Here is a 21,978-nt window from a genome sequence, read left to right on the forward strand (position 1 = left end):
CGATGGACGATAACAAAAACAGAGGGACTGTCAGTACGGATCTCGAATATCGGAAAAAGAAAAATGCCGAGGAGATGAAATATCAGGTCATATCCTTCGGTTTGATGATCGGCCTTACGCTTGTCGCGTTTTTGACGGTGGCTGCTGACGGCATTGCCGGATGGTTTACGATGCCGTTTCTGATCCTGCTTGCGGTCATCCAGGTCATCTTTCAGCTGTTTTACTTTATGCATATGAGCCAGAAGGGGCATGAAGCGCCGTCATTATTTCTGTATTCGGGAATCTTTGTCGCGTTTATCACCGTGCTTGCATTTGTCACGATTATTTGGTGGTAATCGGGACGGCGGGGAGTGAGAGATTTGATTAATTTGGAAATGTTCGGGTTTCGCGCAATGTGGAGCCCGTATCTGTTTTGTATAACTGCCGTGATAACAGGTGTTTACTTTTACTGGTGCAGCCGGCATAAAGGACGTGTGGCCGCTAAGGAGAAGGTGCTGTTTGTGCTTTCCGCGCTATTTTTTTACACGGCTGCGGGAAGTCCGGTTGATTTATTGGGCCATGTGATGTTCAGTGCCCATATGACGCAGATGGCGGTTCTGTTTTTAGTCGTACCGCCGCTGTTGATTTCCGGAATTCCCGGCTGGGCATGGAAAAAACTGATCTTCCGTCCTGTCGTAAAGCCGCTGTTTTCGTTCTTTTCAATGCCGCTTATCGCATTAGTGCTGTTTAACGGTATTTTTTCACTGTATCACATCCCGTTTATATTTGATTTCGTCAAAACGGATTCGCTGTATCACACGCTGATGAACGGACTCATCTTTGTAACGGCGTTTTTTATGTGGTGGCCGCTTGTGCATAAGGTGGACGGTCTGCCCCGTCTCAGCGGTTTAATGAAGCTGGGGTATATTATGGCAGACGGGATTCTGTTAACGCCGGCCTGCGCGCTCATTATGTTCAGCGGGGCGCCCATGTATGCCACGTATACAGATCCGGCGGCTTGGGCCGAAGCAATGAAGCTTTGCGTTCCTTTAGATTTGCTGGAGGAGATCCCTTTATCCGGACCGGAGATGTTCAACACGCTGCCTCCTCTGGAAGATCAGCAGCTTGGGGCAGTACTGATGAAAATCATTCAAGAGGCGGTCTACGGAACATATTTGGCTGTCATCTTTTTTCAGTGGGTCAGAACGGAACGGGAAAAAGATACGCTGTCAGAGCCGCCGTATATCGAGCATACCGTCTCATGAAAAAAAGTACAGCAGAATATGCTGTACTTTTTTATTACATTTGCACTGTTTTTAATGACTCTTCCAATTCAAGCAGTAAAGCTTTGCTTTCAGCGACAACATGTTCCGGAAATTCTTCAGCGCTGCCGTATTCTACGCCGTGCGGATAATAATGCTTTCCTAAAAGAGGGGCCTTCAGCTGAATCACGGCCCGGCTGCCGCCGACATCGCCCTCTTTTGCCGTTCCTTGAATCCGCAGATAAAATGTCCCCTCAGGTACTGAAAACTTTTTGTCGTAAGTCACTCTTTCATAATCCCATTGTCCAGCCAGAATGAGCCCTTTACCTTCCATCAGATCATTCAAGCGGCTGAGCTCCGCTGTTACCCCTTCAAGACCGCTGTTTTCAAACTTCAAACCTTCCCCCTCCTTTTAAAAATGCCCTTTCCTGACAATCATAGTATGAAAGCGTTCCACTTTCAATGATTCATACGGTGAAAGTATGCAAAAAGAAAAATTTGACGACAATAGTAGCAGAAAAAAGGAGGAATTCCGCAATGACAAAGATCAATAAGCTCATGACGTCAGACTTGCAATATTGTACAGTATTAGATAATGTATATGAAGCTGCGGTGAAGATGAAAGACGCGGATGTCGGCGCCATTCCGATAGTGGATGAAGACGGCGCCACCCTTGTCGGGATCGTGACAGACAGAGATCTCGTATTACGGGGAATTGCTTCAAAAAAGCCGAACTCTCAAAAAATAACCGACGCAATGACAGAGCGGGTTATCAGTGCAGAAGAAGACGCCTCTGTGGAGGAGGTGCTCCATTTGATGGCTGAACATCAGCTCAGAAGAATTCCCGTCACAAAGGATAAAAAACTGGTCGGCATTGTTACGCTCGGCGATCTTTCGTTGGCCGAGCAATCAAATGAGCAAGCAGGCCGGGCGCTGTCTGACATTTCTGAAGACGGCGGTCCGGAAGGGTTTATCCATTAAACATAAATCACGGACGATGCAAATAGGCTGTACTGTATAAGAGTAAACAAAAACAGAACGGTTTGAACATATGGGGGTGAGAGGTTGAAAAATATCGCAAGGGCTCTCGTTATCCTTTTGCTTATTTACGGAGCGTATGTTCTGTTTATACAATATGGATCGGCTCCTCAGAAAAAGACGGATCAGGAGGAGCCTCAGGTTTCCAATGAAGAAGAGAGCGGAAAACGGCTGAAAATGCCGTCATCCGGACTGCTTTCTCTCATGGGGAAATCTGCCGCCGATGTGAAAAAGAAACTTGGGGAACCGTCTCGGAAAGATCCTTCTGCCTACGATTACGAGTGGTGGGTGTACAGCCAGGGGAAAGACCAATACGTACAAGTCGGTATTTTGAATGATAAAGCCGTGACTTTATACGCTTCGGGAAGCGGCATCAACGCAAAACCGTTTAAGATCGGCGAATCGACGGGTGAAGTTTTTAAAACGACGCAGGTTTCTCCTTTTGTCAATGTGACTGACAAGGGAAACACGTATCGGTTCGAGTTTTCTGAAGAAGATATCAATACCCGTCCCACCGTCAAGATAGGCGGAATGTATGTTCAGCTGTACATGGACAAATTTGACGGGAATCTGTCAAGCATCAGGGCTTTTGATGCGGAAACACTTGTGAAACAAAGGCCGTATGAAGTCATGTACAGAGGAAAGCTGACAGAATCCGAACCTGTTTCTGATGAAAAATGGAACGACATTGAACGAGCGAGTGAGCAGCAGATTCTCGATATTACAAATGTCATCCGCGTAAAACACGGACTTGCAAGGCTGAAATGGGACGAAGGCGCCGCAAAAGTGGCATTCGGTCACAGCAAGGACATGAAGGATAACAAGTATTTCTCTCACGTCTCAAAAAAATACGGGACTCTGAAGGATCGCTTGGAAAAAGGCGATGTGAAATACCGGGAGGCCGGTGAAAATATTGCCTACAACTATGTGGACGGTCCTGCAGCCGTGGAGGGCTGGCTGAACAGCGAAGGCCACAGAAAGGCGCTGTTAAGCCCGGATTATACGCACCTCGGTGTCGGCGTGGACCGGAAGTATTATACGCAAAACTTCATTAAGCCTTGGCAGTAAAAAACCGCAGAGGGGCGCGTCCCCCGCGGTTTTTTTATGTTTTTTCGCGAGCGGCGCTCCTGCTGAAAAAAATATACCTGCTTTTTTTCGCAATTTAGGCGAACATTAAGGCGCATGAACCGATACATTATAGCAGGCAAAACTTTTCGGAGGGGGTGAGAATTGTGGCGAATCAGCAATCACGGCAATCAATCGATGATTTTAAACAATTCGTAAAAAAGCATCCCAAACTGATCCAAAATGTTCGCAAGGAACAAAGAAGCTGGCAGGAAGTCTATGAAAACTGGGTTCTTCTGGGCGAGGATGATCCGATATGGACCCCTTTTAAAGACGAGGCCGTTCAGCCTTCTTCCGACGCGGAAACCAAACAGGAACCAGCTGAAAAAAACGATTTCGTTTCAAAAATGGTCACTGCCGTCAAAAAGATGGATATCAACCAAATGAATGAGCAGATCAATAAAATGAGCCAATCCATTTCATCATTGCAAAGCCTTTTAAGCCAATTTTCGGGGAGCAGCACGAAGCAGCCCCGGCAAGGCTCCGGACAACATCCTTTTTCGTTCAGGAAGGATTAAAGAAGGGGATCGTGTATGCGAAAAGAGGTTCAGGAATTCATATCCGCAGATGAGGAACGGAAACGGTTTATACGGCAGCGCCCCGTCTGGTACCGCAGACTTGCGAGAAAACCGGACGATCTCAATTCCTTTCAGCTTGACATGATGAATTTTTATGAAAAGACGATACCGCATCGGGTAAGCCAATTCTCAAACGGGATTCAAATGGCGCAGATGATGATGCAGATGGTTCACGCCATGCGTTCACAGGATTAAAAAGCGTTTAAACGCCGCATTTTCCAATTGGGTGGTTTCATGGTAAACTAGCAACTGGAGGTGCGTATTTATGTATGCAACAATTGAGTCCGTCAAGCTTCAAAGTGAAGCGGAGCAGCTTGCCGGCATGATTCTGCAGTCTGAGACGGCTGAAAATTACCGCGATTGTTACAAGCGTCTCCGTGAAGATGAAGAGGCAGGGCGGATCATTCGTTCTTTTATGAGCGTTAAAGAGCAGTATGAGGATGTGCAGCGCTTTGGCAAATACCATCCTGATTATAGAGAGATTTCCCGCAAAATGAGAGAAATGAAGCGGGAACTGGATTTAAACGATAAGGTGGCCGAATTTAAAAAAGCGGAGACTGAGCTTCAGTCGCTGCTTGACGAGATCAGCATTGAACTCGGAACGGCCGTCTCGGAGCATGTAAAAGTGCCGACGGGGAATCCTTATTTTGACGGCCTGTCATCCTGCGGCGGCGGCTGCGGTTCCGGCGGCGGCTGCGGATGCAAAGTTTCCTGACGAGACGGCCGTCTCGTCTTTTACATAAAATGAACAGAAAGTCAGGCGGGTGATCATGATGGAAAATAAGCGCCAAGGCATAATCGTATATCTGCATTCTTTAAAACACAGCAAAATGCTGAGAAAACTCGGCAACGTTCATTATGTTTCAAAGCGGCTGAAATACGTTGTGCTGTATTGCGATATGGATTTAATCGAAAAAACAATGGAAAAGATTTCTTCTTATTCTTATGTGAAGAAGGTAGAGCCTTCTTATAAACCTTTTTTAAAGCTGGAATTTGAATCAAAGCTTGATAAAGCGAAAGAGTACGATTATAAAATCGGCATATAAAAAAATCCCCGCAGATACCTGCGGGGTCCTTCTATTCCTTAACAAGTTAAGGAGAAGGAAAAGGGAGAGGAGAAACCGGAGGAAGAACTTATGGGGAAACGTAAGTCTTCTCCGCGGTTGGCAACAACATCATTCATTGATGCTGTTACACGTAGTCTTGACAGGAATGTGAATATGTATACACGATTTCACGTTCATTGTTTGAAAGAATGCTTTATGATAAGATAGGGATTGTTTTTATACATAACGGCTCAGCCGATGAGAAACATCAAAGTTTTCAGAAAAAGTGGTGTGAATAATGAGAGTAATTTCCGGTTCAAGAAAAGGACGAGCCTTAAAGGCTGTGCCGGGCACATCAACAAGGCCGACGACGGATAAAGTAAAAGAGTCTATTTTTAATATGATCGGCCCGTATTTTGACGGAGGAACGGGGCTGGATTTGTTTGCGGGGAGCGGCGGTCTCGGGATTGAAGCGCTGTCGCGCGGATTTGACCGCTGTATCTTTGTGGATCGTGATTTCAAAGCCATCCAAACGGTAAAAGCGAATATCAAAGCGCTTGATCTGCTGTCTTCAGCGGAAGTATACCGCAATGATGCAGAGCGGGCCCTCTATGCCGCGGCGAAACGGGAAAAAGGTTTTGACGGAATTTTCTTAGATCCTCCGTATAAGGAACAAAAGCTGAAAGCGCTTATCGAAATGATTGATGAGCAGAACATGCTGAATGAAGACGGTTTTGTCGTAGCCGAGCATGATAAAGCCGTTGCGCTTCCTGAAGCCGTCGGCGCGCTTTCTGTAACAAGAAGGGAAATTTACGGGCTTACAGGAGTGACGATATACCGAAATAGGGGGTAATGATGTGGCAAGTATAGCTGTATGTCCCGGAAGTTTTGATCCCGTTACCTACGGACATCTGGACATTATCAGACGGGGGGCAAACGTGTTTGAGCAGGTGTACGTATGCGTGCTCAATAATTCTTCTAAGCAGCCGCTGTTTACAGTTGAGGAACGATGTGAGCTGTTAAGAGAAGTGACAAAAGACATACCGAATGTTACGATCGAGACGTCACAGGGACTGTTAATCGACTATGCGAAAAAAAAGCGGGCGAAGGCGATTATCAGGGGGCTCAGAGCCGTTTCTGACTTCGAATATGAGATGCAGGGGACTTCCGTCAACCGCGTGCTCGACGAATCAATAGAAACTTTTTTTATGATGACGAACAATCAGTACTCTTTTTTAAGTTCAAGCATCGTAAAAGAAGTCGCAAAATATAACGGGCCTGTTTCAGAGTTTGTTCCTCCGGAAGTTGAACAGGCGCTGAAGCAGAAATTCAAAGGATGAGAAGCGCTGATTGGCGTCTCATCCTTTTTTTGTCCGTGCTGACAGCTTGTAACAATAAATCAATGCGTATACGGCGAGAGCTGTCAGCGTGATAGCGGGCCCGGTTTCAACAAGTGTATTCCAACCGCTGACGGCAGCAAATACCGCTTCCTGATCGCGGAAAGGGAGGAATACGGACTGGTAAGGTTCGTCCAACGCAAGGTAAAGCGGCTTCCACAGTAAGAGAATAAAGAGTGCGGCATAAATGCCCTGAAGGATACGCGCCGCGAAAAACGGTTTAAAGCGGATATCTGTTTCTGATAAAATGCCGGCTACCTGGGCCTGTACGGAAAGGCCGCTGAACCCGAGAATAAAACTCACAATCATGGCTTTCGGCAGCAAGGCGGCATCAGCTTCACTGACCAGCTTGCTCCCAAGTGTAATTTCAAACATTCCGCTGATAAGAGGGATGTCCAGATTTGCCGGAAGATGAAAAAGCGAAAGCAGCGCATTTGTAAATACAGAAAGCACATCCATGACTTGTACGATTGATAATAACCGGCTGAAAACCGAAAACAATATAATAAAACCGCCCACCATCAGCAAGGTTTGTACAGAAGAGGTGACGGCGTCGCCCAAAATTTTTCCGAGCGGCCGCTTTTCCGAAAGCCGCGCCTTGTGGAGGGCCAGAAATGCTTCCTTCAGAGAAGGGAGAGCGATCGTCTTTTTATCGGTATACGCCGCTTCTTCTTTCCGTCCGTATGAACGCATCGTCAGGCCGACGGCGATGTTTCCGAGATAGTGAGCCGATGCCAGCAGAATGCCGAGAGACGCGTTATGAAAAAAGCCGACCGCCACAGCAGCGAATATAAATAACGGATTGGATGAATTGGTAAAAGAGACGAGGCGTTCAGCCTCTACTCTGGAGATTTGTTTATCCTGGCGCAGCCGTGCAGTCAGCTTCGCGCCGGCCGGATTGCCTGAAGCCATGCCCATAGCCAGTACAAATCCGCCGACCCCCGGCACTCTGAAAATGGGACGCATAAAGGGTTCGAGTAAAAGGCCGACAAACTTGACAATGCCGAATCCGATTAAAAGCTCAGATAGAATAAAAAACGGAAGCAATGAAGGAAAAACTACCTCCCACCACATGGAAAGACCGGTTTTGGAGGCTTCGAATGAGGCCTGAGGGTGTGAAATAACCGTCGCCGTCAAAAAAATGAAAAACAATGAAATCAAAAATGTATGAAACTTAGACAAATTCATTCTTACCTCCCCGATGCTAAAATTGCACACTGACATTTATATCATGATAAAATATAGAACAGACCTTAAAGGCGGCCCGGCAAGTACCTATTTGTCATCCTGTACTAATATACGAGCATAGGGGTTCAATTTAGACCATAGAATTCATGTATAGGATGTCTATTAGGGGGTTCGTCGCGTTGGCCAAACCTACAATCGGGTTAGCGTTAGGTTCGGGAGGGGCAAGAGGCATCGCTCATCTCGGAGTGTTATCCAGTTTACATAAGCATCAGATTCCAATTGATATGATTGCCGGCAGCAGCATGGGAGCATTAGTCGGAAGCTTTTATGCGGCCGGGCATGACGTGGCCACGATGAAAAAAGTCGCTAAAGCATTTAAGCGGCGGCTGTACGCGGATTATACGATGCCGAGGCTTGGTTTTTTAAAAGGAGACCGCATCAGGCAGCTCGTTCATGCCTATACGTACGGCAAGCCGATAGAAGAACTGCGGATCCCGCTCGGCATCGTGGCCTGCGACCTTCAGACCGGCGAAAAGCTTGTTTTTACGAAAGGGTCAGTATCCGAAGCCGTCCGCGCGAGCATCAGCATACCGGGCGTTTTCGTCCCGCAAAAAATGAACGGACGTATGTTAGTCGACGGCGCGGTGGTCGACAGAATACCGGTTTCCGCCGTAAAAGATATGGGTGCTGATATCGTCATCGCCTCTGACGTATCCCGGGTGAAAAAAACGGAAAAAGCGGCACATATTTTTGATGTAATCATGCAAAGTATGGATATACTGCAAAATGAATTGGTCCGTCACCAGACCATTGCCGCAGACGTCATGATCCGCCCTTCTCTTGAATCATTCAGCTCAAGTTCTTTTGCCAACATTGATCATATGATCACAGCGGGCGAAGAAGCCGCAGACCGGATGATCGGCCGGATTAAACAAGAAATAGAGAACTGGGAGGGCTAACTCATATGAAAGCAAAACATTTTCGCTGGGTGTTTATCATCCTGATCTTATTAATCGCTGTTACATTTATTAAGCTTCCGTATTACATCACACAGCCGGGAGAAGCATCAGAGCTGAGACCGCTGATTAAGGTGGACGGAGGCTATCCTGAAAAAGGAAGCCTTTCCTTGATGACTGTCAAAGTAGGCCCCGCCAATCCGTATACATATCTTTGGGCGAAAGTGCATCCTTACGATGAAATCGTCTCTGATGAAAGCATAAAAGAAGAGGGCGAATCGGACTCGGATTATATGAAGCGCCAGCTGCAAATGATGAAAAGCTCCCAAGAAAACGCGGTCATTGCCGCTTATCAAAAAGCCGGGAAACAGGTGAAATACTCATTTAACGGCATTTATGCCAGCTCAGTCGTCTCTGACATGCCGGCCAAAGGAAAAATAGAGGTCGGTGATAAAATCATCAGCGCGGACGGGAAAACATACGAATCCGCTGAACAGCTGATTGATTATATCAGCAGCAAAAAAGCGGGGGAAAAAGTAACGTTTCACATTGAACGGGACACGAAAGAAAAGACCGTTGACATTGTGCTGAAATCATTCCCGGACGACCCGAAAAGAGCGGGAATCGGTGTCGCATTATATACGGACCGGAACGTGAAAGTGAAGCCGGATCTTCATTTCAGCATTGAAAACATCGGCGGGCCTTCTGCGGGTCTCATGATGTCTTTAGAAATTTACAACCAGCTGACAAAACCTGACGAAACAAAAGGCTATAATATAGCCGGAACGGGGACAATCGACGTGGACGGCAAAGTCGGACCGATCGGCGGAATCGATCAGAAAGTCGTCGCCGCAGACAAAGCGGGAAAAGATATTTTCTTTGCGCCGAATCAAAACGGAGCTGAAAATTCTGATTACAAAAATGCGGTAAAAACGGCGAAAGCAATCAAGTCCGATATGAAGATCGTCCCTGTCGACACCATGCAGGACGCACTTGACTATTTGGATCAGCTGAAAGTAAAAAGCACCTGATACAGACAGGTGCTTTTTTTACGCATTCAAAAAACGCTTTTCGTCTTCATCATAGCGGATCGGCGCTTGTGAAAATTCCTGTTTCTCAAACAATGTGCGTTCAGGTTCGTTTATCGGCAGGCTGTAAACCCGTCCCGCCAGTATGTCCAGATCCAGAGCGGGATGAGAGAAAGAAGAGAGCTTGCTGACGAGAGGTGCGGTAAGCTCTTTTTTCTTTGCTGACAGGTACGCCTGTCCTTTTTTCGTCATTCCGAGAAGACGGATATAAGGAGCGCTTGAAGGCTGTAAGAGCCGATGCATGTCTTCCTTTTTCGTCCGTGTCAGAATGTGCGTGTTCATCCGCTGCAGCCTCGTCCACGTGTATCGTTTTGTTTTCAATCGTTCCATCATTTCGCGATAGGATCGGGCTTGTCTGATGGTGCGCAGAATTCTGTGCTCAAGGCCTTCTTCCACTTCATAGATTCGGCTCAATTCTTCAGCGGAAAGAGTGCTGAGGCTGTATTTTACATATGAAAAATAGTCTTCCGTGCTGTGCCATATTCCGTATGAATTTCTGTATGCCTCCAGCTCACGCGCAGATGCTTCCGGGAGAAAGCTCTTTGCGGCCGCCGTTCCTTTTTCTATCAGCGCTTTCCGGATGCTTGTTGCGCTGGCTATCCGGCTGTTATCTCCGGGAAGCTCGGCGTCATGATACTGGGAAGCGATTCTGGCTGTCGTATAAGGCTTCATAGCGGAACCGGAGGCGTGTATCGCTCTAACGTAGTGAAAACCGAGAATATTGTTCGGCTTGGACAAATCGAGCATGTCCCGCCCTTTGAATATGTGTGAAAAAGCTTTTGAGGCGGCGGCCGGATAGCTGAGACCCTTTTTCAGCTCCTCTTTCAGAATCAGGCTGCAGTCATCTTCCTTTCGGCTGAACGCTTCAGACGCTTCAATAAAGGCTTCGATCCGCCCGTTTTCGCTGCCGAAAAACAAGCTGCTGCATCCTAAATGATGAAGAAGCGAAACGCTGCCGCGCGCGAATAATTCCGCTTTTTGTACGGCATATATATAAGGGAGCTCAATGACGATATCCACGCCGTTTTCCAGCGCCATTTTTGTCCGGGCCCACTTTGAGACGGCGGCCGGTTCCCCGCGCTGCAAAAAAGGGCCGCTCATCACCGCCGCCGCGACGCTGCTGCCCGTTTTGATTTTTGCTTGTTCCGCATGATAGCGGTGTCCGTTATGAAAGGGATTATATTCAACAACCAGGCCGACTGCTTTCATATTTGTCCCGCCTTTCTTGCTATGTTTTGCTTCGTGTGGTACATTTGCAAATGAAGTGCATATTTTAGTCCGTTTCGTTTAGTGTATGCATAGCCTATCCGGCTGTCAACGATTGCATGACGGCGGCATTATGCTGTAAAGAAAAAATATTGACAAAAACATTCTGAAAAGCTATAATCATGTTTGTTGCTTTCCTGAGGTGATACAAATGAAATGGACGATTTATCAGCTTCATCAAATGGCGAAAAAGAGCTTTGAATTTGATGAAACAGTTGAGTTAAATGAGCTGACAAAATTGAATTCTGACATCCGCCGCATTTCTCCCGTCCGGGTGAAGGGCCGCGCGGAGATTGAATCCAAGCAAGTTTCGTTTGACTTTACGATTTCAGGCGAAATGGTTTTGCCGTGCTCAAGAACTTTAGTTGATGTGCCGTATCCATTTACAATCGCGACAAAAGAACTGTTTAGATTTCATAAGTCGGATGATATAGAAGATGAGGACGTTCATATTGCTGAAGACGATATCGTCGACTTAACTCCGATCATAAAAGAAGAGATTCTTTTAGAAATTCCTATGCAAGTCTTTTGTGAAACTGAACAAAAAGAAGGAGCCGCTCCCCAAGTGGGGAAGGATTGGCAAGTGATTTCTGAGGAAGACAAGAAAAATCAAATCGACCCCAGACTTGCGGATCTGAAAAAGCTCTTAACACAAGATGATGAATCTTAACTCTTTAAGGAGGTGGGAATAATGGCTGTACCTTTTAGAAGAACTTCTAAAATGAAAAAAAGATTGCGCCGTACACATTTCAAACTAAATGTACCTGGTATGACAGAATGCCCGTCATGCGGAGAGATGAAATTGTCTCACCGTGTATGTAAAGCATGCGGATCATACAACGGCAAAGACATAAATGTTAAAAGCAATTAATGTATGAAGAAAAGCGCGGGAATCTCGGTTCCTGCGCTTTTCTTTTTTTTTGCCCCTCCGGCCTGCTTACGCCGAAAAAATTGTGAGCCCCAGTAGTCTATCTAATCTATCAGCGGCATATGTATGAGGTAAATGAGCAAATATGGAGGGAGATACGATTGACGATAACGAGACAAGACGCGTGGACGCAAGATGAAGATTTGCTGCTGGCCGAAGTGGTGCTCAGGCATATTCGGGAAGGCGGGACCCAGCTTTCCGCTTTTGAAGAAGTCGGCAGAGCGCTGACGAGAACGGCTGCCGCCTGCGGGTTCAGATGGAATTCTTATGTCAGAAAACAATATCAGTCAGGGATAGAACTGGCGAAAAAACAGCGGAAGGAATTAAGAAAGCAGATCGGGGTGCATTCCGCCAATCTGCCGGGAACCGTCAAGCAGCCTCCGATCCGCAGGGCGGAAGGAGAAAAAGAGCTGTCCATTGATGATGTCATTTTGTTTCTGCAGCAATTTAAAGAGTCGCCGGCCGCAGCGGATGTGCGTCATGAAAAAGAAAAGCTCACAGAACAGCTGACCGCGCTGCAAAAAGAAGTCGAGGATCTGCGTGAGGAAAATGAAAGCTTGAGAAACAAGCTGGAGATGACGGAAGAAGATTATAAAGCGTTAATTGACATTATGGACAGAGCGAGAAGGATGGTCAATTCAAAAGAAGACGACAGAAAATCGGCGCAGAGCCTGTAAAATGAACCGGCCTGGGGGCGGCGGCCCGGCCGGTTTTTTTATTATGCCGTTTCTCCGGCTGTCATTTCACCGTCCATATCGGGATGCCAGATATAAGGATTTTCTCCTTTATCACGCGCCATATCATATTTAACGGGCTCAAAATTCATCTTATCCCAGAAATCTGCAGATTTCATGCGTGAATTTGTCCTGATCGGCATTCTGAAGGATTTTGCAAAATCAACAAGCGCTTTTCCGTATCCGTTGTTTTGATAGCCCGGAAGAACCTCAAGCTTCCAAAGTTCCAAAAAGTCCTGGCGCTGATCAAAATACGGATTCGCGCCTCCGTTTACCTGATATAAACTCATTCTCGCCACTAGTTTATCCCCGAAGTAAATCCCGTAAAAAGGCGAGGTGCTGTCATTTTCAATGATATTATCCTGAAGATCTTCAAGCATCGACAGCTCCTGCATCCCGTATTCCTTAAACCTTTTAAATTCTTCGAGTGTCTTAAAGTTGATGAGCAGTCGCTCTACTTTCAACACAAACTCCCCCTTTGTTGTGTTCTACCATTATTGTAAACGCTTTAATTGAAAATTCCAACTATAATATGCTTGCCAGTCTTTTTGCTCAAAACGAAATTGAAGTAATTTGCGGCGGCTTCTGCTATGATAATATGGAAAAATGCAGATATAGGGTGTGACAGTGTGAAAATCGGAATTATCGGCGGCGGAGCGGTAGGCCTTTTATGTGCTTACTACTTATCGTCCCGCCATCAGGTAACGGTCATTACGCGGCGAACGGAGCAGGCTGATGCGATTAACTCAGGCGGTATACGGCTTTTGAAAGACGGAATAGAATGTACGGCGGCATGCAGAGCGCAAACAGGCATCACTTCCGGATTCGACCTCTTAATCGCAGCCGTTAAACAGCACCAGCTAAGTGCTGTGTTGCGGGATCTTGAGACGATAAAAGGGACGAATGTGCTGTTTTTGCAAAACGGCATGGGACACATACACGACATTAAAGATTGGCATACGGATCATTCGCTTTATGCCGGCACTGTTGAGCACGGAGCAAAAAAGATTTCAGATCATGCCGTTGAACATACGGGAGCGGGAGCCGTAAGGTGGAGTGTGTTCAGCGCTTCCCGGCCGGAAACGCTCAAAAGCATCTTTTCCGGCATGCACCGGGATTTTCCCGTATATGATGAAAACGACTGGTATCGGCTGTTAACGGGAAAACTGATCATAAATGTATGCATTAACCCGTTAACTGCATTGCTGCGCGTGAAAAACGGAGAGCTGGTAACAAATGACGCTTACAAAAAATATATGAGAAACGTGTTTGAAGAAGCGGAGACAATACTTGGCCTCGCCGATAGAGAAAAAGCGTGGAACAAGGTTTGCGAAGTGTGCAGACTGACGGAAAAAAATCATTCTTCCATGTTCGTCGATATCATGGCAGGCAGGCGGACAGAGGCCGATGCGATTATCGGCTACCTTGTAAAAGAAGCGGAAAGCCGCGGATTGCCGGCCGTTCATCTCACGTTTTTACACCGCAGCATAAAAGCGTTAGAAAGAAACTGAAACAAAGTCTTTTGAGGTTTTCCGGTAACATGCTATACTCATTTCGGAAACCTAACTATTTATTGGAGAAAGGAAGTTCCAGACAGATGCAGCTAACTGAACTTTCCATCAAAAGTCAAAATAAGTTTGTGCAGCACTATATAGATGGAGAAAACATGTCTTCATTTTTTGATTATGATATTCATTCAGAGGACGTATGGCAAAAGCGGCTTCATGACTTGTCTTCGCGGCCGTTTGCCAGAGAGGAATTAGCGGATTATTTATCCTCCTATCACGAAAAATTTCACTCCGCCGCCATGCAGGCCTCCATCGAAAAACTGAGAGATCCAAAAAGCGCAGCGGTTGTAGGCGGCCAGCAGGCCGGTCTTTTAACGGGGCCTCTTTACACCATACATAAAATTATCTCCATTATCGTACTTGCCAGACAGCAGGAAGAGGCGTTACAGATTCCTGTTGTTCCGATTTTCTGGGTGGCGGGTGAAGATCACGATCTGGAAGAAATCAATTTTGTGCATACGTCAGCAGAGAATAAAGGTCCGGTGAAACAGAAACTGCCGCAGTCGTACTGGAAAAAAACATCGGCGGCTAAAACCGAGCTTGATCAGGAAAAATGCGCGGCTTGGATTGATGAAGTGTTCGCTGCTTTTGAGGAAACGGATCACACAAACACACTCCTTCAAAACGTGAAGCGATGTTTACGCTCATCAGAGACATTCACGGACTTTTTTGAGCTGTTGATCGCCGACTTGTTTCAAGAAGAAGGCCTTATTCTGATGAATTCGGGAGATCCGGGGATTAAAAAGCTGGAAACGGGTATGTTTCAGCAGATTTTAAAACACAATCATGAGCTTGCCAAAGCCGTGTCAGACCAGCAGAGTCTTATGCGGGAAGCCGGTTATCACCCGATTATTGAATCGGACAAAGATCAGGCCAATCTGTTTTACGAACACGAGGGAGAGCGTTTCTTAATTGAAAAAGAAAACGGCGTTTTTGTCATTAAGGAGCTTGACCTGAAGTGGACGAACGACGAGCTTCATACTCATATGGAAGAAAAACCGGAATGTTTCAGCAATAACGTTGTGACAAGGCCGCTTATGCAGGAGTTTCTCATTCCGACTCTGGCGTTTATCGCGGGGCCGGGGGAGATCAATTATTGGGGTGAGCTGAAGCAGGCTTTCTCATTAATGGGCTTTCGCATGACGCCGGTAGTGCCGAGACTGAACATTACGATTCTTGAGCGCCATATTGAAAAGAAGCTTTCAGAACGGAATATCCCGCTTCAGGAAGCGATCGAACACGGCACCGGACACCTGAAAGACACTTATTTTGAAGAGCAGATTCCGGAAGAGTTTTCTTCTGTAATGGAACAGGCGAAGTCGCAGATTGAAGCTGTCCATAAACGCGCAAGGGACGAAGCGCTGAAGGTCGATTCAAGCCTTGAGCCGCTCTTACAGAAGAATGCCGCCTTCATTCAAGATCAGCTCTTGTTTTTAGAACGGACGGTAACGAAAAGAATTGAAGAAAAAGAAGGCTTTGTGCTGCGTGACTATGAAAGAATCCAAAACAGCATCAGACCGCTCGGCGCTCCGCAGGAACGGATTTGGAATGTGATGTATTATCTGAACCGCTACGGTCCAAAATTCTTCACAACCTTCAAACATCTGCCATTTTCTTTTCAAAACCAACATCAGATTGTCAAACTTTGAAATAAAGTTTTAAAGAACCCTGAATAGTTCAGGGTTTTTTTTTATGTGTAAACAGTGTAAAATGAGGTTGTGGAGAGAAGTGGCGGATAGTGGTGAGTTTAGGGGAGAAAGTGGGGGTCCTTATCATGTTTATGGGTGAATACCGGCATACTGTTGATGCAAAGGGCCGCATGATCGTACCCGCAAAATTCAGAGAAGGCCTCGGTGAGCAGTTCGTGCTGACCAGAGGACTGGACCAATGCCTTTTCGGCTATCCGATGAATGAATGGAAGCTGATTGAAGAAAAGCTGAAGGCTCTGCCGCTCACCAAAAAAGACGCCCGCGCATTTACCCGATTCTTTTTTTCCGGTGCGACCGAATGCGAACTGGACAAGCAGGGAAGGGTTAATATTGCGTCATCTCTTCTGAATTACGCAAAACTGGAAAAAGAATGTGTTGTCATCGGGGTTTCCAATCGAATTGAATTGTGGAGTAAGGTAATATGGGAACAATACACAGAAGAGCAAGAAGATTCATTCGCTGAAATTGCTGAAAACATGATTGGATTTGATATATAATGGATCTTCGTGCATCACAACAACAACTGACAATTCAATTCATTCCTTATAAAGGTGGGACCGACACAAATGTTTCAGCATAAGACAGTACTTCTTCGTGAAACCGTCGACGGTTTAAATATCAAACCGGACGGAACCTATGTGGACTGCACCCTTGGCGGCGCCGGGCACAGTACATATTTATTGCAGCAATTATCGGAAAAAGGACGCTTGATCGCCTTTGACCAAGATGACACAGCACTTGAAAACGCAAAGAAAACATTGTCCGAATACAAAGGACAGCTTATTCTGGTGAAAAGCAACTTTCGTTATTTAAAAGAGTGTTTACATGAACACGGCATTACGAGTGTTGACGGAATTTTATTTGATTTAGGAGTATCCTCTCCGCAGCTTGATACACCGGAACGGGGATTCAGCTATCATCATGACGCACCGCTGGACATGAGGATGGACCAGTCGGCCGCCCTTACGGCGAAAGAAGTCGTAAATGAATGGCGGTATGAGGACCTTGTGAGGATTTTCTTTAAATACGGAGAAGAAAAATTCAGCAAGCAGATCGCCCGAAAAATTGAAGAGGCTAGAGAAAAATCGCCTATTCAAACAACCGGCCAACTGGTCGATCTAATAAAGGACGCGATACCGGCTCCGGCGAGAAGAAGCGGAGGTCATCCGGCCAAACGCGTATTCCAAGCCATTCGAATCGCCGTAAACGACGAGCTTCAAGTATTTGAAGAGGCCCTCTTGCAAGCGATAGAGGTGCTGAAGCCGGGCGGAAGGGTGTCTGTGATCACTTTTCACTCGCTGGAAGACAGAATGTGCAAGACGACATTCAAGGAAAAATCATCACTTCCCGAACTGCCTCCGGGTCTTCCCGTGATACCGGAAGAATTTGAACCGGAATTAAAACTGATTACGAGAAAGCCCATTACGGCATCAAAAGAGGAGCTTGAAGAAAATAACCGCGCCCGGTCAGCGAAGCTCCGCATTGCGGAGAAACGAAAATAACGGGCAGCAAATGACAACATTAAAGGAGGTCATCAGCCTATGAGCAACTTAGCTTACCAGCAGGAAAAACAACAACGGCCAGTGATAAGTCCCGAAAAAAAGGTGATTGTCAAAAAGAGGGCTTCCATTACACTCGGGGAAAAGGTGCTGCTCGTCCTGTTTGCCATTGCCGTTCTCTCCACATCAATGTTTATCGTATCAAAGGCATACGCGGCGTACCAATCCAATATTGAGGTGCAAAAACTGGAGGAGAAAGTATCTGAGAAGAATAAGCAGATCGGTGATCTCGAAAAGACGGCTGCTGACTTAAGCCAGCCGCAGCGCCTGATGGATATCGCTAAAAAGCACGGTTTGAATCTGAAAGATAAAAAAGTGAAAAACATACAGGAATGATAACCCATGCCGAAAAAAAATAAGTTTATGAACAGAGGAGCAGCGATACTCAGTATTTGTTTCGCTCTCTTTTTCTTTGTCATTCTCGGGAGAATGGCGTACATTCAATTAACCGGTAAAGCAAACGGTGTAGAACTTGCAACAAAAGCGACCGAGCAGCACGAAAAAAAGCGGACGATAGAAGCGAGCCGCGGCTCTATTCTTGACCGGAACGGCAAAGTGCTTGCAGAGGACACGGCGACATATAAGCTCATTGCCGTACTTGATAAAAAAATGACGAGTGATCCGAAGCATCCTCAGCATGTCAAAGACAAAGAGAAAACGGCGGAAAAACTGGCGACCGTTATCAATCTTGATAAAAGCAAGATTCTGGACATCTTAAACAGGGATGGCGCGAAGCAGGTGGAATTCGGTTCAGCCGGCCGCGATATCTCTTATGCGAAAAAACAAAAGATCGAAAAAATGAATCTTCCGGGTATCTCTTTCTTAAGAGATACGAAGCGCTACTATCCGAACGGCATATTTTTGTCAAATGTTCTCGGCTATGCCGATGTGAATGAAAAAACAAACGAGATACAAGGCTCTTTAGGGCTTGAAAAAATACTGAACAACTATCTGACGGAACGCGACGGATCCGTCACTTACGAAAGTGATAAATCCGGCTGGAAACTTCCGAACAGCAACGAAAAAATCACCGCACCTAAAAACGGTGACAATGTATATTTAACCATTGATCAGAAAATTCAAACCTTTTTAGAAGACAGCATGACGAAAGTAGCAGAAAAATATAAACCGAAAAAAATTATGGCGGCTGTCGTAGAACCGAAAACAGGCAAAGTGCTTGCGATGGGGCAGCGTCCGAGTTTTGACCCGAACATCAGAAACGTCACCAATTATTACAACGACTTAGTGTCGTACGCATATGAACCGGGATCGACGATGAAGATCTTTACGCTTGCCGCGGCGATTCAGGAAAATGTGTTTTCTGCAAACGAGAAATATAAATCAGGAACATATAAAGTGGGAGGCGGACCTGTTAAAGATTGGAACGACGGCGCCGGCTGGGGCATGACAAGCTTCCATGACGGCCTTATGAGGTCTTCAAATGTTGCTTTTGCCAAACTGGCCAACGAAAAACTGGGGTTTGACCGGTTTAATGAGTACCTGCACAAATTCGGGCTCTATCAAAAAACAGGGGTTGATCTGCCCGGTGAAGTATCAAGTAAAATTAACTACAAATATGATTTTGACAAAGCGTCTACGGCTTACGGCCAAGCATCGGCGATAACACCGATCCAGCAGCTGCAGGCGGTCACGGCGATTGCCAATAACGGCAAAATGATGAAACCTTACGTCATTGATCATATTGTCGACCCCGATACGAAAAAAGTCGTCAAGCAGACAAAACCAGAGCAAGTAGGCACGCCGATTTCGGCCGGTACGGCGAAAAAAGTCCGGAATCTGCTCGGAGAAGTCGTGACGTCAGACATCGGAACGGGAAAACCTTATAAAATTGAAGGATTTGACGTCGCGGGTAAAACGGGAACCGCACAAATCGCCGGGACGGGCGGATATTTAAAGGGAACGAGCAACTATGTGTTTTCATTCATGGGCATGGCGCCGAAAAATGATCCTAAGCTCGTCATCTATGTAGCCGTGCAGCAGCCGCAATTAAAAGCGGGGCAAAGCAGCTCTGATCCTGTCGCCGAAATCTTTAACCCGACGATGAAAAACAGCCTCCACTACATGAATATCGAACCGACGGAAAAAACAGATTCCGGTCAGGAAGAAACGAAAAGCCAAAAGATGCCTGACCTGACAGATAAGACGGTCAAGAGCGCTGAGAAGGAAGCGAAAAATGAACATCTCACACCGATTGTCATCGGCAGCGATGTTGCCGTAAAAGAGCAGTATCCGACAGCCGGAGAAGATGTGATCACCAATCAGAAAATCTTCTTAAAAACAGACGGAAAGATGACGATGCCGGATATGTCCGGATGGTCGAGACGGGAAGTGCTTCAATTCAGCAAAGTATCAGGCATTCACATCGATGTGAGCGGTGAAGGTTACGCTTCAAGCCAAAGTGTGAAAAAAGGCAAAGAACTGAAAGAAAATACCGTGATCAAGGTGAAATTTAAAAATCCTGATTAACGGGACAGAGAAGTCCGCGGAGGCCCGCGGGCTTCTTTTTTATGCGCCGCCGTTCTATGTGTCCAAGCTGAGGCATAAATTGAAACAAGCCTAAATAAGGAGTGGACGGTCCCTTGCGCGTTTCAAATGTAACGGTTCGAAAACGTTTATTACTGGTTTTGCTTTTTGGCGTAATCATTTTTTTGATCATTGACAGCAGATTAGGCTATGTCCAATTTGTGATGGGAGAAAAGCTGACTTCACTGGCTAAGGATTCCTGGAGCCGAAATTTGCCGTTTGAGCCTGAGCGGGGAGAGATCCTTGACCGAAACGGCGTGAAGCTGGCTACTAATAAAAGCGCGCCGACCGTCTTTGTCGTACCGCGCCAGATCCAAAATCCCATAAAAACGGGCAAGCTTCTCGCGTCAGTTTTAAATATGTCGGAAGAGAAGGTCTACAAACACATTACTAAGAAAACCTCCATAGAAAAAATCTCACCCGAGGGGCGGAAAATTTCCAATAAAAAAGCGAAAGAAATCAAAGCGCTCGACTTAAAAGGGGTTTATGTGGCTGAAGACAGCATCCGCCATTATCCGTACGGAAGCTTTTTGTCCCATGTTCTCGGTTTTGCCGGTATTGATAACCAGGGCCTTCTCGGATTGGAGGCTTATTATGATGATGACTTAAAAGGTGTAAAGGGATCCGTGAAATTTTATACGGATGCCAAGGGGAAGAAAATGCCTGATGAAGCGGATGATTACACCCCTCCGAAAGACGGACTTGATATGAAATTGACGATTGACGCCAAGGTTCAGACGATTATAGAAAGAGAACTCGACAATGCAGCGGCGAAATATAACCCGGACGGAATGATTGCGGTCGCAATGAATCCGAAAAACGGGGAAGTGCTCGGTATGTCAAGCCGTCCTGATTTTGATCCGGCTGACTATCAATCGGTGGATCCGTCCGTTTACAACCGGAACCTGCCGGTATGGAGCACATATGAACCGGGTTCGACCTTTAAGATTATTACGCTTGCGGCGGCTCTCCAAGAGCAAAAAGTAAACTTGCAAAGAGACCACTTTTATGACAAAGGATTTGCCGAGGTTGACGGCGCCCGCCTCCGATGCTGGAAAAAGGGCGGCCACGGTTCGCAATCTTATCTTGAAGTCGTTCAAAATTCCTGCAACCCCGGGTTTGTACAGCTCGGGGAACGGCTCGGAAAACAAAAGCTGTTTCAATATATTAAGGACTTCGGCTTTGGAAAGAAAACAGGCATTGATCTGCAAGGGGAAGGAACGGGGATCTTATTCCCGCTTGACAGAGTCGGCCCGGTCGAACAGGCGACAACCGCTTTCGGACAAGGGGTTTCCGTCACGCCGATTCAGCAGGTGGCAGCCGTTTCCGCAGCAATAAACGGCGGAACGCTTTATACTCCGTTTATCGCCAAAGAGTGGGTTGATCCCGTTACGAAAAAAACTGTTAAGAAACAATCACCGATTGCGAAAAGGCAAGTTATTTCCCAGGAAACGTCAAAGCAGATCAGATATGCTTTAGAAAGCGTCGTCGCTCAGGGAACGGGGCGGAATGCCTTTGTGGAAGGGTATCGCGTCGGCGGAAAAACAGGTACCGCACAAAAGGTCAAAGACGGCAAATATCTCGAAAACAACCATATCGTCTCCTTTATCGGTTTTGCGCCGGCTGATGACCCGAGCCTTGTCGTGTATGTCGCGGTTGATAATCCGAAAGGCACGATTCAATTCGGGGGCACCGTCGCAGCGCCGATTGTCGGAAATATGATGAGAGACAGTCTGCCTGAGCTCGGCGTCAAACCGCGAAAAAATCAAATCGAGAAAAAATATCAATGGAACGACACAAAAACAATAGAGGTTCCGAATGTTGTAGGGATGTCTGTCTCTGATCTTGAGTCGCTGCTTGTCAATTTGAATATTGACTCCTCAGGAAAAGGAAGCAAAATTGTGAAACAATCACCTGCAGCCGGAACGAAAGTAAAAGAAGGCTCAAAGATCCGTGTTTACTTGAGTGAAGAATGAGTCTTTCTGAGGCAGCCGATTGTTTTCGGCTGCCTCT

At 46.4% G+C, this 21,978-nt stretch carries 26 protein-coding genes; 22 read left to right on the forward strand and 4 right to left on the reverse strand.

Features of this window, described 5'->3' with window-relative positions; translation table 11 throughout:
- The first annotated feature begins 2 nt into the window (after nucleotides 1-2).
- Nucleotides 3-335, forward strand: coding sequence for a cytochrome c oxidase subunit IVB (gene ctaF, locus HWY38_RS08625; protein WP_007409686.1), 333 nt, complete (start codon nucleotides 3-5; stop codon nucleotides 333-335).
- A 24-nt stretch (nucleotides 336-359) separates the two neighbouring features.
- Entirely contained in the window at nucleotides 360-1,244 is an 885-nt protein-coding gene (ctaG, locus tag HWY38_RS08630) for a cytochrome c oxidase assembly factor CtaG (RefSeq protein ID WP_025649488.1), read from the forward strand.
- A gap of 34 nt (nucleotides 1,245-1,278) precedes the next feature.
- Here the strand turns inward: ctaG and HWY38_RS08635 are convergent, their stop codons facing one another.
- Nucleotides 1,279-1,638 (reverse strand): YugN family protein, encoded by a 360-nt coding sequence (locus tag HWY38_RS08635; protein ID WP_007409688.1) that lies wholly within the window; start codon nucleotides 1,636-1,638, stop codon nucleotides 1,279-1,281.
- A gap of 140 nt (nucleotides 1,639-1,778) precedes the next feature.
- Here HWY38_RS08635 and HWY38_RS08640 point away from each other — a divergent pair, with 140 nt between their 5' ends.
- From HWY38_RS08640 to coaD, 8 genes are all read left to right on the forward strand, one after another.
- Nucleotides 1,779-2,222, forward strand: coding sequence for a CBS domain-containing protein (locus HWY38_RS08640; RefSeq protein WP_014417702.1), 444 nt, complete (start codon nucleotides 1,779-1,781; stop codon nucleotides 2,220-2,222).
- An 84-nt stretch (nucleotides 2,223-2,306) separates the two neighbouring features.
- Nucleotides 2,307-3,347: a CAP domain-containing protein gene (locus HWY38_RS08645; protein WP_224181666.1), complete on the forward strand. Its 1,041-nt coding sequence runs from the start codon at nucleotides 2,307-2,309 to the stop codon at nucleotides 3,345-3,347.
- A gap of 164 nt (nucleotides 3,348-3,511) precedes the next feature.
- Nucleotides 3,512-3,922: a YlbD family protein gene (locus HWY38_RS08650; RefSeq protein ID WP_045207344.1), complete on the forward strand. Its 411-nt coding sequence runs from the start codon at nucleotides 3,512-3,514 to the stop codon at nucleotides 3,920-3,922.
- Nucleotides 3,923-3,937: 15 nt separating this feature from the next.
- Nucleotides 3,938-4,177 carry a YlbE-like family protein gene (locus HWY38_RS08655; RefSeq protein WP_003154475.1) on the forward strand — a complete coding sequence of 80 codons (240 nt, stop codon included), beginning with the start codon at nucleotides 3,938-3,940 and terminating at the stop codon, nucleotides 4,175-4,177.
- A gap of 70 nt (nucleotides 4,178-4,247) precedes the next feature.
- Nucleotides 4,248-4,697, forward strand: a complete 450-nt coding sequence (locus tag HWY38_RS08660) for a YlbF family regulator (RefSeq protein ID WP_003154472.1) — start codon at nucleotides 4,248-4,250, stop codon at nucleotides 4,695-4,697.
- A 58-nt stretch (nucleotides 4,698-4,755) separates the two neighbouring features.
- On the forward strand, nucleotides 4,756-5,028 hold the full coding sequence (locus HWY38_RS08665; RefSeq protein ID WP_224181802.1) for a YlbG family protein: 273 nt from the start codon (nucleotides 4,756-4,758) through the stop codon (nucleotides 5,026-5,028).
- 298 nt (nucleotides 5,029-5,326) lie between these two features.
- On the forward strand, nucleotides 5,327-5,881 hold the full coding sequence (rsmD, locus tag HWY38_RS08670; protein WP_007409693.1) for a 16S rRNA (guanine(966)-N(2))-methyltransferase RsmD: 555 nt from the start codon (nucleotides 5,327-5,329) through the stop codon (nucleotides 5,879-5,881).
- A 4-nt stretch (nucleotides 5,882-5,885) separates the two neighbouring features.
- Nucleotides 5,886-6,368 carry a pantetheine-phosphate adenylyltransferase gene (gene coaD / locus HWY38_RS08675; protein ID WP_224181667.1) on the forward strand — a complete coding sequence of 161 codons (483 nt, stop codon included), beginning with the start codon at nucleotides 5,886-5,888 and terminating at the stop codon, nucleotides 6,366-6,368.
- Between the two features lie 18 nt (nucleotides 6,369-6,386).
- On the opposite strand, the gene ylbJ is transcribed toward coaD, so the two are convergent.
- The gene (ylbJ, locus tag HWY38_RS08680; RefSeq protein WP_224181668.1) at nucleotides 6,387-7,613 is read right to left on the reverse strand and encodes a sporulation integral membrane protein YlbJ; all 1,227 of its coding nucleotides are present in this window, start codon (nucleotides 7,611-7,613) and stop codon (nucleotides 6,387-6,389) included.
- 179 nt (nucleotides 7,614-7,792) lie between these two features.
- Between ylbJ and HWY38_RS08685 the strand changes: the two genes are divergently transcribed.
- Both HWY38_RS08685 and HWY38_RS08690 read left to right on the forward strand, forming a co-directional pair.
- Nucleotides 7,793-8,572, forward strand: coding sequence for a patatin family protein (locus tag HWY38_RS08685; RefSeq protein WP_014304961.1), 780 nt, complete (start codon nucleotides 7,793-7,795; stop codon nucleotides 8,570-8,572).
- Between the two features lie 5 nt (nucleotides 8,573-8,577).
- Nucleotides 8,578-9,600 carry a SepM family pheromone-processing serine protease gene (locus HWY38_RS08690; protein WP_224181669.1) on the forward strand — a complete coding sequence of 341 codons (1,023 nt, stop codon included), beginning with the start codon at nucleotides 8,578-8,580 and terminating at the stop codon, nucleotides 9,598-9,600.
- Between the two features lie 18 nt (nucleotides 9,601-9,618).
- Here the strand turns inward: HWY38_RS08690 and HWY38_RS08695 are convergent, their stop codons facing one another.
- Nucleotides 9,619-10,866: a nucleotidyltransferase gene (locus HWY38_RS08695; RefSeq protein WP_224181670.1), complete on the reverse strand. Its 1,248-nt coding sequence runs from the start codon at nucleotides 10,864-10,866 to the stop codon at nucleotides 9,619-9,621.
- Nucleotides 10,867-11,074: 208 nt separating this feature from the next.
- Between HWY38_RS08695 and HWY38_RS08700 the strand changes: the two genes are divergently transcribed.
- The 3 genes from HWY38_RS08700 to gerR all read left to right on the forward strand — a co-directional run bounded on the left by HWY38_RS08700 (nucleotide 11,075) and on the right by gerR (nucleotide 12,528).
- Entirely contained in the window at nucleotides 11,075-11,593 is a 519-nt protein-coding gene (locus HWY38_RS08700) for a YceD family protein (protein ID WP_007611260.1), read from the forward strand.
- A gap of 21 nt (nucleotides 11,594-11,614) precedes the next feature.
- The gene (rpmF, locus tag HWY38_RS08705) at nucleotides 11,615-11,794 is read left to right on the forward strand and encodes a 50S ribosomal protein L32 (protein ID WP_003154457.1); all 180 of its coding nucleotides are present in this window, start codon (nucleotides 11,615-11,617) and stop codon (nucleotides 11,792-11,794) included.
- 158 nt (nucleotides 11,795-11,952) lie between these two features.
- Nucleotides 11,953-12,528, forward strand: a complete 576-nt coding sequence (gene gerR / locus HWY38_RS08710) for a sporulation-specific transcriptional regulator GerR (RefSeq protein ID WP_003154450.1) — start codon at nucleotides 11,953-11,955, stop codon at nucleotides 12,526-12,528.
- 41 nt (nucleotides 12,529-12,569) lie between these two features.
- Here the strand turns inward: gerR and HWY38_RS08715 are convergent, their stop codons facing one another.
- Nucleotides 12,570-13,052, reverse strand: coding sequence for an N-acetyltransferase (locus HWY38_RS08715; RefSeq protein ID WP_224181671.1), 483 nt, complete (start codon nucleotides 13,050-13,052; stop codon nucleotides 12,570-12,572).
- A 162-nt stretch (nucleotides 13,053-13,214) separates the two neighbouring features.
- Between HWY38_RS08715 and HWY38_RS08720 the strand changes: the two genes are divergently transcribed.
- The 7 genes from HWY38_RS08720 to HWY38_RS08750 all read left to right on the forward strand — a co-directional run bounded on the left by HWY38_RS08720 (nucleotide 13,215) and on the right by HWY38_RS08750 (nucleotide 21,941).
- Nucleotides 13,215-14,096 (forward strand): 2-dehydropantoate 2-reductase, encoded by an 882-nt coding sequence (locus HWY38_RS08720; RefSeq protein ID WP_224181672.1) that lies wholly within the window; start codon nucleotides 13,215-13,217, stop codon nucleotides 14,094-14,096.
- An 86-nt stretch (nucleotides 14,097-14,182) separates the two neighbouring features.
- On the forward strand, nucleotides 14,183-15,802 hold the full coding sequence (gene bshC / locus HWY38_RS08725) for a bacillithiol biosynthesis cysteine-adding enzyme BshC (RefSeq protein ID WP_038457925.1): 1,620 nt from the start codon (nucleotides 14,183-14,185) through the stop codon (nucleotides 15,800-15,802).
- 125 nt (nucleotides 15,803-15,927) lie between these two features.
- The gene (gene mraZ, locus HWY38_RS08730; protein ID WP_007409703.1) at nucleotides 15,928-16,359 is read left to right on the forward strand and encodes a division/cell wall cluster transcriptional repressor MraZ; all 432 of its coding nucleotides are present in this window, start codon (nucleotides 15,928-15,930) and stop codon (nucleotides 16,357-16,359) included.
- Nucleotides 16,360-16,428: 69 nt separating this feature from the next.
- Nucleotides 16,429-17,364: a 16S rRNA (cytosine(1402)-N(4))-methyltransferase RsmH gene (rsmH, locus tag HWY38_RS08735; RefSeq protein WP_007409704.1), complete on the forward strand. Its 936-nt coding sequence runs from the start codon at nucleotides 16,429-16,431 to the stop codon at nucleotides 17,362-17,364.
- A 39-nt stretch (nucleotides 17,365-17,403) separates the two neighbouring features.
- Nucleotides 17,404-17,757: a cell division protein FtsL gene (gene ftsL, locus HWY38_RS08740; RefSeq protein ID WP_003154442.1), complete on the forward strand. Its 354-nt coding sequence runs from the start codon at nucleotides 17,404-17,406 to the stop codon at nucleotides 17,755-17,757.
- A gap of 6 nt (nucleotides 17,758-17,763) precedes the next feature.
- On the forward strand, nucleotides 17,764-19,908 hold the full coding sequence (gene pbpB / locus HWY38_RS08745) for a penicillin-binding protein 2B (RefSeq protein WP_224181673.1): 2,145 nt from the start codon (nucleotides 17,764-17,766) through the stop codon (nucleotides 19,906-19,908).
- Between the two features lie 113 nt (nucleotides 19,909-20,021).
- Complete coding sequence (locus HWY38_RS08750; RefSeq protein ID WP_003154438.1) at nucleotides 20,022-21,941, forward strand: stage V sporulation protein D; 1,920 nt, start codon at nucleotides 20,022-20,024, stop codon at nucleotides 21,939-21,941.
- Nucleotides 21,942-21,978: the final 37 nt, after the last annotated feature.

This window comes from Bacillus sp. KS1 (assembly GCF_020075515.1).
GTDB lineage: Bacteria > Bacillota > Bacilli > Bacillales > Bacillaceae > Bacillus > Bacillus velezensis.